The organism is Aminobacter ciceronei, assembly GCF_014138625.1.
Taxonomy (GTDB): Bacteria; Pseudomonadota; Alphaproteobacteria; order Rhizobiales; family Rhizobiaceae; genus Aminobacter; species Aminobacter ciceronei.
Genome location: NZ_JACJHY010000032.1, coordinates 1 through 11,546 on the forward strand (window position 1 = coordinate 1; position 11,546 = coordinate 11,546).

Below are 11,546 nucleotides of genomic sequence, written 5' to 3' on the forward strand. Positions count from 1 at the left end.
AACTGAAACTGAAAGGGCTGGCCCCTGTGCAATACAGGACCCAGCCCTTAAATCTACCAGCTCAATGAACCGTCCAACTTTACGGGGTCAGTTCATCACCGCCGGGCTTTTCCAATTCCGATGGTCTTGTCGGCTTAGAGCAGCTGGCTCAGGCCCATGGCCACCGACATGTCGCCCTCGACCTTGATCTTGCCGGTCATGAACGCCATCGTCGGGTTGAGCTCGCCTGCGATCAGCGACTCGAGATCGTCGAGCGACAGCTTGATGGTGCAGTCGGCCGGGCCATCGGTCGTCGACAGGGTGGTGCCATCGATGACGATGACGCCGTCGCTGCCGGTGTCGAACTTGATCGAGCGGCCAAAGCCGGCGCTCTCCACCTTCGCCTTGATCTTGTCTGCGACTGCCTGAATGCTCATGGCTCTCTCCTGGTCTTTCCTGAAAGGCGCTTTGCGCCCGGCCTCCCCGGACCAATCCGGACGAGCCGGCCATGTCACAGGACTGCAATTCCTATAACTGGCATCTTACGTTTACGTCAACGTAGAATTGGCTGGCGATGGTCACGCGACGTGGCGCGAAAGGCAGCCAATTTGGCTGCCTGTCGGGTTCAATGTGCTTTGGCCGGGCCTGCTTCGGCTGGCTTTGCCGCCTCGGCCTCTGCTGCGGCAGCAGCCGATTCACGCTGGCGCACGGCATTGTCGCGGACATCGTCGGGGGTCAGGAAGTCGATCTGCTCGACCATTACCTCGTGGATCAGCTTCGAACCGACACGGGCGTTGATGGCGTCGCGGATGCCGTTGCGAAAGCCGTCCAGATCGAGCTTCTCATATGCGGTGAAGTCGATCTGCGGATTGCCGTAGAGATAGGAATAGACCTGATCGACAAGCAGCGAGGCCATCGGCACCGATAGCTTTCCGACTTCCTTGGGTTCGACCGTGTACACGAGGCGCGTCAGGAAATAGCCGTGCACGCGCTCACCTTTGAGCAACGGCACCGAAATGACGTCGGTCTTGACATAGTCGAGACCGCCGAGCAGCGGCATCTGCTCTTCGGTCGCCGGCAGGTTGGCGGCGGCCTGGAACGAATAGAAGACCGAGCCGAGGGTCACGGCGACAATCCACAGCGCCGCCGCGATGAACTTGATCACCGCGCCCACCCGAATTCGTTTGCCGAATAGGTGCCGTCCGCTTCGGAGCGCTGGATGGCGTCGCGGAGCAGGGAGGCGACTTCACTGACGGCGCTGAGATGAGCGAGGATCGCACGTTCATTGGCGACGAGCTTGTCGCGCAGGCGTTCGACACCGACCTTGAGCTCGCTCGGGTAGTCGCCCTCGACCAGGCCCTTGGTGGCGCGGGTCAGTTCGTAGAGATAGCGGCTCTTGCGGGCGTTCGATGCCTTGATGTCGAAATGGACGTCGGTGCGGATCGCAGCGGTCTCTTCTTCGACCGCATCCTCGATCCGGCTGATGATGGCCGCGACGTTGCCCGGGCGGGCAGCGTCGATGAGATCGGCCGTCACCGGCAGGTTCGTCCTGTATTCGGAGAGATCCGACATATCTTATCCTCTACGATTTTGTGTCAGTGGCGGAGGCGGCATCGTCGCTTCCCAGCGAGCGCACCATCTTCCGCTGCAATTCCTGAATGAGCGCAGTGGCCTGGCTCATTTGTTCATCGAGTGCCGCCTTTTCAGGCCCGCCAGCGACGCCGCTGACCGGCACCACCTGCTCGTCCTTGATGTAGTGGTCGCGCATAACGGTCTTGGCGATACCGATGCCGCCGGCTTCGGCGGTCTGGTTGGCGAGATGCTCGGCCATCATCGACTTCCACATGTCGCCGGCCATGCCCTTGCCGTACACGCTTTCGGTGTTCTTCGGCATCATGTTGCCGATGAAGGTTTGCAGGACCATTGCCTCGAACTTCTTCATCGACGCATCGGCCGAGGTCTTGTCCGGCTGGCGCGTGACACCGCCGGTGACGGCGGCTTCGGTGAGCGAAAATGTTCCGGCCGGGGCCGCGCTGGCGGTCCGGTTGGCAAGCGCCGCGCGCGCAGCCTGGATGCCTGATGGCTCGACGGCCTTGGCTACATCCAGAATGATGTCGCTGGGTGGGGAGATGGCCAAAGCGGCTCGCCTTTCCGGGTTTACGTTACTGCTGATTGTGGAGGGTCAAGCTTGCGGCAACCTTACTTGTCTTCAGCCGACTTTCTTTCAATGATTTCGAGACGTTCGCGGTCGGCGCTGTCACGCTCATCCTGACGGCGGACCTCGCGGTAGGCGCGCTCGACCATGTTGGTGCGGGCGGTGGCAGTGGCGATCTTGCCGACCTCGACATTGGCGAGGCCGAGATTGAGCTGCTTCTTGTCGATCGCCTCCTTGATGCGGCGATGGTAGAGCTCAGGGAACAGCTGGGAGATGCCTTCGGTGCTGTCGAAGCTGTCCGACAGCGATTGCGCCTCGGCTTCGGCGGCAATCGCATTGGCGACAAAACCGGCGTGGCGCGTCTCGTGCAGCGCCTTGAGCTGCTCCTGCACGGCTACCAGCTTCTTCAGGCGATCCCTGCGCGACGCGGCCATTCCTTACCTTCCCACGGTGATGTCGACGAAGCCGTCGGCAAACAGGCTGAGCATGGTGGCGATGCCGAAATACATCAGCACCAGGCCACCGGCGACGACGAAGGGCAGCGAGATGAAGTAGACCGGGATCTGCGGCGTCAGCTTGTTGACGAAGCCGATCGTCAGGTTGATCAGGATGGCATAGGCGACGAAGGGGCTGCCCAGCCTCAGCACCACCATGAAGCTTTCCGACAGCGTGTCGGTGACGTCGACGAGGGCTGCCTGCGGATTGAAGAACATGTTGACCGGCGCGACCTGGTAGGAGGCGACCAGTGCGCGGATGATCTCGTGGTGGAAATTGAAGGCAAACAGCAGGATCAGCGCCGCGATCGAGATGATCGAGGCAAGCGCTGCCTGGGGCTCGTTTTCCTCGATCGCGTGGCCGCCGACACCGCCGAAGCCGATCAGCATGGCGATCGCCGAGCCCATGAACATCAGCGCCAGGATGTAGAGCCTGGCCATCAGCCCGATCAGGCCGCCGATCAGAAGCTCGGATGCGATCATCGGCATCAGCACGCCGGGACGAGCGTCGACGAACGGGAAGATCTGGTCCCAGAGGTGGATCAGCAACCCGCCGGTGGCGGCGACGGCGACGAACAGCCTGACATGCATCGGCACGCGCACGCTGGAGATTCCGGGCATCAGCATGAAACAGGCGCCGATGCGACAGAAGGCCAGGAACGCCGCAAGGACCATGCCTTGCGCGGCGGCATTCATGAGACGGTACCGAGCACGCGCAGTTCGACGCCCTTGGCGATCTCGACATGGCTGAGCACCGGCAGGGTCGGAAACAGCCTTTCGATGATCATGCGGACATAGGGACGTGCGTCGGGTGCGGTGACGATCACGAAACGCTCACCGGTTTCGAGATGCGTGCGGATCGCCTTGGAGGCTTCCTGGCCGAATTCCTCGAGCTGGCGCGGATCGATGTCGAACTCGCGCACTTCGCCCTTGGCGTCGCGCTTGAGGCTCTGGTGGAAAGCGAGATCCCAGCGGTTGCCGAGGCGCAGCACCTTGAGCACGCCGCCTTCGCTCAAGTCGCCGCAGATCTGCTGCGCCATGCGGATGCGGACGTGCTCGACGATCTGCTCGGTGCGGCGGACATGCGGCGAGATCTCGGCGATTGCCTCGATGATGAGGTGCAGGTTGCGGATCGAGACGCGCTCGGCGAGCAGAAGCTTGAGCACCGCCTGCAGGCCGGGATAGGTGATGTGCGAGGTGCAGATCTCGTCGGCGAGCTTGCGGTATTCGGGGTCCTGGCGCTCGAGCAGCGCCTTCATGTCCTTGTAGGACAGGAGCTGCGGCAGGTTGTTGCGGATCACCTCGGAGAGATGGGTGAGCAGCACCGACATGTTGTCGGCGAAGGTGAACTGCTCGCGCTTCAGGTCCTCGGCGAAGGAATCGAGCACCGAGAAGGCGCGCATACCGAAAGCCGGTTCGCGCACTTCCTCGCCCGGAATGTCTGGCAGATCCCGCGAGCCGAGCAGCACCATGATTTCGCCGACGCGCATCTGGTATTCGGCGACGACGGTGCCGTGCACCTTGATCTGGTAGCTCTTGGGCGGAATCGAGAAGTCGTCGGTCATGCGCACTTCCGGCACGACGAAGCCGTACTGGGTGGCGAACTTCTTGCGCATCTTCGACATGCGGAAGGCGAGTTCCTGATGGGTAGCGAGCAGGCGCGTCGACAGCTGCTTGCCGATCAGCAGCTCGATCTCGGCGGTGGCGAGCGATGCCTTGACCGAGTTCTTTTCCTCTTCGACCTTGTCGGCCTTGACCTGCTCCCTTTCAGCGTCGACCTCGGCCATGCGGCGCTTATGCTGCATCGGGATGAAGTAGCCGAGTGCTGCCATGGCAACGGCAAGCGAGAGGAACGGCAACATCGGCAGACCGGGCACGAGCGAGAGCAGAAACAGCAGGCCGGCGGCGACATAGAGCGCGCGTGGATAGGCGCCGAGCTGGCCGAACACCGCCTGGTCGGCCGATCCACGGGTGCCGCCCTTGGAGACGAGCAGGCCGGCGGCGAGCGAGACGATGAGCGCCGGGATCTGGGTGACGAGGCCGTCGCCGACCGACAGCTTGATGAACACGTCAGCGGCTTCGCCCATGCCCATGTCGTGGCGGAAATAGCCGATAGCGATACCGCCGACGATGTTGATGGCGGTGATCATCAGGCCGGCGATGGCGTCGCCTCGGACGAATTTCGAGGCACCGTCCATCGAGCCGAAGAAGGAGCTTTCTTCTTCCAGTTCGCGGCGGCGCAACTGCGCTGTCTTGTCGTCGATCATCCCGGCCGACAGGTCGGCGTCGATCGACATCTGCTTGCCGGGAATGGCGTCGAGGGTGAAACGGGCGCCGACTTCGGCGATACGCGTCGCACCCTTGGTGATGACGATGAAGTTCACCACGATCAGGATCAGGAACACGATCAGGCCGATGACGAAGTCGCCGGACATGACGAGGTTCGAGAAGCCCGAGATGACGTAGCCGGCGGCATGCGTGCCTTCATTGCCATGCGACAGAATCATGCGCGTGGTGGCGATGTTGAGCGACAGGCGCAGCATCGTGGCGATCAGCAGGATGGTCGGGAACGACGAGAAGTCGAGCGGGCGCTGGATCCACAGCGCGACCATCAGAATCAGCACCGAAATGGCGATCGAGAAGGCAAGGCCGACGTCGATCAGGAAGGCCGGGATCGGCAGGAACAGGACGGCGAGGATGATGACGATGCCGACGGCGAAGAAGACGTCGCGTCCGTTCCTGGCTGGAACGCCTGCGCCTGAAATGGTTTCGCTGATCGCCATTGATGCTTCCGATCGAATCCCGCCGCGCGCCAATGCCACGGCTTCCTGACCCTATTGCGCCAAGCTTGCGCGAGGGTGGGAGGCAGGCGAAAAGATGCGGCAGCTGGCACGCAACGGAGCTTCGACGGGCGCTTTTTATGCCAATCTTCGGCGTCGAAGGACCGCGCGATGGAGCTGGCAAGGAGGGCAGGCTTCGCGACGGTCGCTGCGGCCTTACGCCTAATGCAGCTCGATATGCCCCTTGTGACTGCCGAGGGCTGCCGCCAGGCTGGTGGGGCGTTCGATCAGGCGGTGGACGCGGGGTGGCTGGGGGCCGCTGTGCAAGGCGCGCAGCTTGTCGCCGATGACGGCGTCGGCGTGGGTGGCGCGCTGGTTGTGGCGGATGTATTCGAGCCAGGTCGGGGTGTGGTAGGTTTCGACCCAGATCTCGGGGTTTTCAAGGTCGCGCGCCAGCACCCAGTTGCGGGCGCCGTCACGGCGGCGGACACGGCGGCGCTCGGTCATGGCGTCGAGGAAGGCCGGTACATCTTCTTCGCGGATGATGAATTCGATCGAGATGACGATGGGCCCCGAACGCGGCCGGACGTCGAGCGCCAGGTGTGGTTCGCGGAAGCGGTTGAGCGGGTCGAGGTTGAGCGCTGTGTGCTCGGGCAGCGGCAGCAGGAAGCCGATCGCCGCACCGACCAGCATGACGATGCCGGCAACGATCAGGGCGGTGGCCGCGCCGTTGCTTTCGGCGACGAGACCCCAGATCCAACTGCCCAGCGCCATGCCGCCGAAGGTTGCCATCTGGTAGATCGACAGCGCCCGGCCGACGACCCAGCGTGGGGTCGACATCTGCACGGTGATGTTGAAGTGCGAAAGCGCAAGCACCCAGCAGGCGCCGCCGACGAGCAGGCCGGCCGAGGTGAGCCAGGCATTGGAGCTGAAGGCGGCGATCCAGCTGCAGAGGGCGAAGCCGAGAAAGGCCGAGCGCACGATGGTTTCGCTCGTCATGCTGCTGCGGATGCGGCCGCTGATCAGCGCGCCGCCGACCGCGCCGACACCGAAGGCGCCGAGCATGATGCCGTAGGTCAGCGGGCCGCCGGCGACGAGGTCGCGGGCAACCAGCGGCAGCAGTGCCTGGATGACGACGGCGGTGAAGCCGAAGGCGAAGCTGCGCAGCAGCACCTTGCCGATGTTGGGCGACATGGCGACGTAGCGCAGGCCTGCACCCATGGCCTGGCCGAGCGTTTCGCGTGGCAGCGGGTTTGCCGGATATTGCGGGCGCCAGCGAAACAGTACGAAGATGATGGCGAAGTAGCTCAGCGTGTTGACGGCGAAGGCGGCCGCAGCACCTGCGGTGGCGACGATGATGCCGCCGATGGCCGGGCCGACGCTGCGCGTCATGTTGAAGCCCATCGAGTTGAGCGCGACGGCCGCCGGCATCACCGTGCGGGGCACCATGTCGCCGACGGAGGCCTGCCAGGACGGGTTGTTAAGTGCGGTGCCGCAACCAATGAGGAAGGTGAAGGTGAGCAGCAGCCAGGGCGTGATCAGGCCGAGATAGGCAAACAGCGTCAGCGCCGCCGAGACGGCGAACATGAAGCACTGCGCGGTCAGCATGACGCGGCGGCGGTCGTAGCTGTCGGCGAGTGCGCCCGACGCGAGCGAAAACAGCATGATCGGCAGGGAGATCGAGGCCTGGACCAGCGCCACCATGTCGGAGGAGGTGGCGATCGAGGTCATCAACCAGGCGGCTCCGACAGACTGGATCAGACTGCCGAAATTCGAAGCCAGGCTGGCGAACCAGACGGAACGGAAAATGCCGTGCTTGAAGGGCGCGAGCGCCGAACCTTGCTCGTACTGGTGGTCGTCGTCCATGCGCCAAGCCGGCTGAGCCGGGTGCCCTCGTGTGATTTGCCGCTACGGCGCCAAGCCTCCTTCGGGAGGCGCAAAGGACGCCGTGGCCCTCCTGTGGATGCACGACCTGTTCGGGGAATCGATTTCGATCATGCAGGAATGACTAGACCATGATCGGCTGGCCGGGTGAACCCATTTGTACGATGCCGGCATGGTCCAGTGGCGGCGCGGCTAAGGTCCACAGGGACGGTCTCAGGTCGCGGTGCGCGAACAGGCTTGCCACGCAGCCATCAGAAGCCGTTTTCGATGCGCTCGAAGATGACGTTGGTGAAGCTGGAAATCTGGGCGCCGATAAACGGGCCGGTCAGCGCCACCACCAGGAAGATGGCGACGATCTTAGGCACGAAGGTGAGCGTGATTTCCTGGATCTGGGTCAGGGCCTGGATCAGGGCGATGCCGACGCCAACCAGCATGGCTGCCGCCACCGCGGGCGCGGAGGCAGTCAGCACCGTCCAGATGGCGAACTGGACAAGGTCGAGGGCATCGGCTTCGTTCACGCGGCAGCCTTGACCTTGACGCCCGCGACGACCGCGACGGTCTTGCCGTCGGACAGCACGGCGGTGACGCCGTCCTTGGCGAGACGGACCTCGGTGACCGTGCCCGACGTCTTGCCGTCGGCCGAAGTGATGTTGCGGCCGATCAGGGCGTCTGCCTGGGCGAGCGCCGAGGACTGCAGGATCTGGTCGAGGCGCGCATTCATCTGCACCGACTGCTCGACCTGCGAGAAGGTGGCGAGCTGCGCCACATATTCGGTCGATTCCATCGGCTTGGTCGGGTCCTGGTTCTTCATCTGCGCCATGAGCAGCTTGAGGAAGGACTGGTAGTCGACCTGCGTCTTGGAGCCGGTCGACTTGTTGGCGCCGGTGTTGGAGCCGACAGGCGGCGTCACGGAGAAATCGATGGGCATCAGAATCTGCCTCCGGCTGCGCGGGCGGGTTGCACCGTTGCCGTCTCTTCGCCGGCGATGATGCGCTGTTCGAGTGGATAGAGGGAGCGGATGGTCTTCAGCGCCTCGTAGACATGATCCTCGGCAACGAGGCGGTCGACATGCTTCAGGCTGGAGAGGATTTCCGCATTGTCGAAGGTGGCGAGCAGCAGCGGCAGCGAGCGGCGGAACATGTCGCGCGCCTGGACCGCGCCGATCGGATCGACCAGCATGACCTGCAGGATGAAGTAGAGCTGGCGCAGCGGCGTCGAGGCCTGCTCGGGTTGCAGCACATGGCTTTCGAGCAGGAACTGCACGTCGTTGAGCAGTTCGAGCGAGACCTTGCGGTCGGCGCGCACCACGGCACCGTTGATGTAGATCTTCTCGTTGGCCTTCAGCGAGATCTTGAGCGTGTTTTTCATTGTATGCCGTCGCGGATGATTTGCGAGACCTCGATCAGGCCCTCGAAGCTTTCGGAGCGGCCCTGGCGGATGTCTTCTGACTCGCGTAGCAGCCACAGGCCGATCGAAATGAGGTTGGCGCGGAGCTCCTTGGGGAGAGCATTCTCGGGGTTGCCGAGATCGTCCATCAGGGAGGTCCAGACGCGGTTGGTGAAGTTCAGTGCGGCGATCGCCTCGTTGGAATTGGCTCCGGCTTCGCTGGCCCTTATCAGCATGTCGATTGAGCGGCTGAGAAGCTGACGTTCGCGATCCCGCGCATCGGCGACGGAGTCGGTCTGAATGTCGGCATAGGAGAATTGATACATATGCGTCCCGTTTGTTGCCGTTCAGGTCAGAGGTAATTCATCAGGCTGAGCTTCTGGATACGTGCCGTCAATGCGTAGGATCTCTCGATCATCGAAATCAGGTCGCTGACGCGTGTCGCCGCCTTTTCGGGGTTGACGCCCTCGGTGTTGATGATGTGGCGCTCGAACAGGTCCATCTGCATCTTGATGCGATCGGTGGCGTTGGTGACGCGCTGCTCGATGATGCCGGTCTGCGATTCCAGCTGGCCTATGTCGCTGATGGCGCTGCCGATAATCGACACGGCGCGGGTGACCAGCGCGCCGCGGGCCGCAGCGCCGACATTGGAATCGAGCAGGTCGCTGACCATGGCGGCGGCCATGGCGACCTTACGGATGCCGGCATTGTTGGCGCTGACCGAGGACTCGGTGGTTTCGTTGAGCGTGATGCGGCTGGTGATGCCCTGGTCGGTGGCATTGGAGAAATTGGCCTGCCAGCCGGCGCCGAGGAACATCGGCTCGACGACCGAGGTCATGAAAGTGTCCATCTGGGTGGCCGAGATCGACTGCGCCGCCGGATCGTTCTGCGTGAAGCCGAAATGTGTCTGGAAGGCAGTGTCGAATGCCGCCTTGGCCGGCGAGCCGGCCTTGAATTCGTTGATCGGCTTGACGTCGGTGTTGGTGCCGGCAAACAGATATTCGCCGTTGAGGCTGGTGTTGAGCACCGAGGTCAACGTGTCGAGCGTGCCGCGCGCCGCCTTCTGGGTCAGCGCGTAGGCGGCATCACCGGAGGAACTGCTGGTCAGGCTGGCAAGGAAGGTCTGTGCGGCCTTGCCGACCTCGTTGAGCGACTTCTGCGTCGCTGACAGGCGCGACGACACCAGGCCGTTGCTGTCGACAATGCCATCGAGGCGCTCGAGGTCGCGATGGAGTGTGACCGACTGCGCGGTGCGGGCGCCAAGTGCCAAGCCGGTGTCGGCGACAAAGCCGGAGCTGGCCTCCTTCTGCGCCTTGATGAGCTCGGACTGCTGGCGCAGCATCGAGTAGCGCAGGGCGCTGGTGACCGCGGAGGAGGAGACGAACGTCGCTTTCATCGCGCTATCTCACCGCGCCCAGGAGGGCTGCCAGCATGTCGTCGACCGCCTTCAACAGCCGGGCTGTGGCCTGATAGGACTGCTCGAGTTCCAGCATCTTCGACATCTCGATGTCGACATTGACAGCGGTATCGTTTGACAGGGCCTCGGCGGTGCGGATAGCCAGCGCTTCCTTGGTCTGGGCGGCGGTGTCCGCCTGCTTGCGCATGCCCTCGAACCAACCGATCGAATTGGTCGAGAAGGTGCTGAGGCTCGAGCTTGTGGCGATACCCGCGGCCGGATCGAAAGTCATCGTCTGGTCGATGCGGTTGCCATAAGAGATCAGCAGGTCGGCATAAGAAGCGTTGCTGGCGGGATTCTTGACATAGGCCGCGCCGTTGATGCCGCCATCGCGCAACAGCTTGGGATTGCCGCCGATCTGCGGGTCGACCGCCGGATTGATCTTGATCGAGCGCGCAAGGCCATTGACCAGTACGCCCGCCGGCGGGACCGCCGGGCCGCCGGACCAGGTGAACAGGCCGGCCTGGTCGGCAAGGGCTGGTGCCGTCTCCGAGAAGGCGGTGATCAGTCCGCGCGCCATCTCGTCGAGCTGCGCTTGCATCGTGGTGGTGACACTGTCGCGGAGCTGTATCATGCCGGCGAGCTTGCCGCCGGCGTTGGTGTTGGCGCCGACGCCTGGCTGAAGCGGCACGCCGTCGATGAGAATCTTGTTGCCGGTCACGCCGGCGGAGTAACCCGCCAGCGGCTGGAAGGTGACCGCCCGTGGGACGGTCTCGAACAGGGTGGTGCCATCACCTGTGGTGATGACCATGTCGTTGTCGCCGCGCTTGAAGGTCGAGATCGGCACGATCTCGGAAATCTTCTTCAGGATTGCGTCGCGCTGGTCGAGGGAGTCGTTGACGTCGCGGCCGGCGCGGGTGCCCTGGATGATCGTCTTGTTGGCCTGCTCGAAATCGGCGAGAAGCCTGTTGAGATCATCGACGGTGGTCGCGATCTCGCTGTCGGTCTCGGTGCGGATGCGCTGAATGGCATCGCTGCCGTCGTTGAGCGAGCGCACCACCTGGCGGGCGGCGTCGATCGCCGCCGTGCCGAGGTTCTGGTTGGAGGGGGCTGCCGCGTAAAGCTGCAGCGCTTGCTGGAACTTGCCGAGCTGGGTTGCGACCGAGCCCTTGTTTTCCGAGCCGTTGACGTCGAGTGAAAGTTTCTGCAGCCCCTCCAGGAGGGTGTTCTGGCCGGTGAAGTCGGCCAGGGCAGACAGGTTCTGGCGAAACAGCTGCTCGTTGGTCGCACGCTGGATTTCGACCACGCGCGCCCCGGGGCCGGTGCTGGCGAGCACGGCTGTGCGGCGCACGTAGTCAGGATTTGATGCATCCGCGACGTTGCGGGAAACAGTGCTTGTCTGGCGCGACGTGTTGCGAAGCGCAGATTGGGCTATGCTAATGGCAGACGACAGCGACATGCTATGTTTTTCC

14 protein-coding genes are annotated in these 11,546 nt (G+C 63.4%); all 14 read right to left on the reverse strand.

The features are described 5' to 3' along the window. Positions 1-134: 134 nt before the first annotated feature. Positions 135-494, reverse strand: coding sequence for an SCP2 sterol-binding domain-containing protein (locus tag HNQ95_RS26215; RefSeq protein WP_263006254.1), 360 nt, complete (start codon positions 492-494; stop codon positions 135-137). A 110-nt stretch (positions 495-604) separates the two neighbouring features. Further along, positions 605-1,144 carry a hypothetical protein gene (locus HNQ95_RS26220; RefSeq protein ID WP_182575624.1) on the reverse strand — a complete coding sequence of 180 codons (540 nt, stop codon included), beginning with the start codon at positions 1,142-1,144 and terminating at the stop codon, positions 605-607. After that, positions 1,141-1,551 (reverse strand): hypothetical protein, encoded by a 411-nt coding sequence (locus HNQ95_RS26225; RefSeq protein ID WP_154386460.1) that lies wholly within the window; start codon positions 1,549-1,551, stop codon positions 1,141-1,143. The genes HNQ95_RS26220 and HNQ95_RS26225 overlap by 4 nt, the downstream gene beginning before the upstream one ends. A gap of 10 nt (positions 1,552-1,561) precedes the next feature. After that, positions 1,562-2,116 carry a rod-binding protein gene (locus tag HNQ95_RS26230; RefSeq protein WP_067958487.1) on the reverse strand — a complete coding sequence of 185 codons (555 nt, stop codon included), beginning with the start codon at positions 2,114-2,116 and terminating at the stop codon, positions 1,562-1,564. A gap of 62 nt (positions 2,117-2,178) precedes the next feature. After that, complete coding sequence (locus tag HNQ95_RS26235; RefSeq protein WP_067958490.1) at positions 2,179-2,568, reverse strand: hypothetical protein; 390 nt, start codon at positions 2,566-2,568, stop codon at positions 2,179-2,181. A 3-nt stretch (positions 2,569-2,571) separates the two neighbouring features. Beyond that, positions 2,572-3,324: a flagellar biosynthetic protein FliR gene (gene fliR / locus HNQ95_RS26240; RefSeq protein WP_067958493.1), complete on the reverse strand. Its 753-nt coding sequence runs from the start codon at positions 3,322-3,324 to the stop codon at positions 2,572-2,574. After that, positions 3,321-5,411, reverse strand: coding sequence for a flagellar biosynthesis protein FlhA (flhA, locus tag HNQ95_RS26245; RefSeq protein ID WP_182575625.1), 2,091 nt, complete (start codon positions 5,409-5,411; stop codon positions 3,321-3,323). Before flhA ends, fliR begins: the two co-directional genes overlap by 4 nt. Before the next feature lie 219 nt (positions 5,412-5,630). Next, positions 5,631-7,274 (reverse strand): MFS transporter, encoded by a 1,644-nt coding sequence (locus tag HNQ95_RS26250; RefSeq protein ID WP_154386457.1) that lies wholly within the window; start codon positions 7,272-7,274, stop codon positions 5,631-5,633. 269 nt (positions 7,275-7,543) lie between these two features. Further along, positions 7,544-7,810: a flagellar biosynthesis protein FliQ gene (gene fliQ, locus HNQ95_RS26255; RefSeq protein WP_067958500.1), complete on the reverse strand. Its 267-nt coding sequence runs from the start codon at positions 7,808-7,810 to the stop codon at positions 7,544-7,546. After that, positions 7,807-8,220, reverse strand: a complete 414-nt coding sequence (gene flgD / locus HNQ95_RS26260; protein ID WP_154386456.1) for a flagellar hook assembly protein FlgD — start codon at positions 8,218-8,220, stop codon at positions 7,807-7,809. The genes fliQ and flgD overlap by 4 nt, the downstream gene beginning before the upstream one ends. Then, a complete protein-coding gene (gene flbT, locus HNQ95_RS26265) occupies positions 8,220-8,660 on the reverse strand; it encodes a flagellar biosynthesis repressor FlbT (RefSeq protein WP_067958505.1) in 441 nt (146 codons plus the stop codon). Before flbT ends, flgD begins: the two co-directional genes overlap by 1 nt. Next, positions 8,657-9,004, reverse strand: a complete 348-nt coding sequence (gene flaF, locus HNQ95_RS26270; RefSeq protein ID WP_154386455.1) for a flagellar biosynthesis regulator FlaF — start codon at positions 9,002-9,004, stop codon at positions 8,657-8,659. The genes flbT and flaF overlap by 4 nt, the downstream gene beginning before the upstream one ends. A gap of 26 nt (positions 9,005-9,030) precedes the next feature. Continuing rightward, positions 9,031-10,074, reverse strand: a complete 1,044-nt coding sequence (locus tag HNQ95_RS26275) for a flagellar hook-associated family protein (protein ID WP_067958510.1) — start codon at positions 10,072-10,074, stop codon at positions 9,031-9,033. A gap of 4 nt (positions 10,075-10,078) precedes the next feature. Further along, on the reverse strand, positions 10,079-11,533 hold the full coding sequence (flgK, locus tag HNQ95_RS26280; protein WP_067958512.1) for a flagellar hook-associated protein FlgK: 1,455 nt from the start codon (positions 11,531-11,533) through the stop codon (positions 10,079-10,081). Positions 11,534-11,546 lie beyond the last annotated feature (13 nt).

Coding starts and splice junctions, on each gene's coding strand:
- HNQ95_RS26250 (WP_154386457.1), bottom strand. CDS start 7,274: ATGGACGACGACCACCAGTACGAGCAAGGTTCGGCGCTCGCGCCCTTC.
- flgK (WP_067958512.1), bottom strand. CDS start 11,533: ATGTCGCTGTCGTCTGCCATTAGCATAGCCCAATCTGCGCTTCGCAAC.
- fliR (WP_067958493.1), bottom strand. CDS start 3,324: ATGAATGCCGCCGCGCAAGGCATGGTCCTTGCGGCGTTCCTGGCCTTC.
- flhA (WP_182575625.1), bottom strand. CDS start 5,411: ATGGCGATCAGCGAAACCATTTCAGGCGCAGGCGTTCCAGCCAGGAAC.
- HNQ95_RS26235 (WP_067958490.1), bottom strand. CDS start 2,568: ATGGCCGCGTCGCGCAGGGATCGCCTGAAGAAGCTGGTAGCCGTGCAG.
- HNQ95_RS26225 (WP_154386460.1), bottom strand. CDS start 1,551: ATGTCGGATCTCTCCGAATACAGGACGAACCTGCCGGTGACGGCCGAT.
- flgD (WP_154386456.1), bottom strand. CDS start 8,220: ATGCCCATCGATTTCTCCGTGACGCCGCCTGTCGGCTCCAACACCGGC.
- flbT (WP_067958505.1), bottom strand. CDS start 8,660: ATGAAAAACACGCTCAAGATCTCGCTGAAGGCCAACGAGAAGATCTAC.
- flaF (WP_154386455.1), bottom strand. CDS start 9,004: ATGTATCAATTCTCCTATGCCGACATTCAGACCGACTCCGTCGCCGAT.
- HNQ95_RS26275 (WP_067958510.1), bottom strand. CDS start 10,074: ATGAAAGCGACGTTCGTCTCCTCCTCCGCGGTCACCAGCGCCCTGCGC.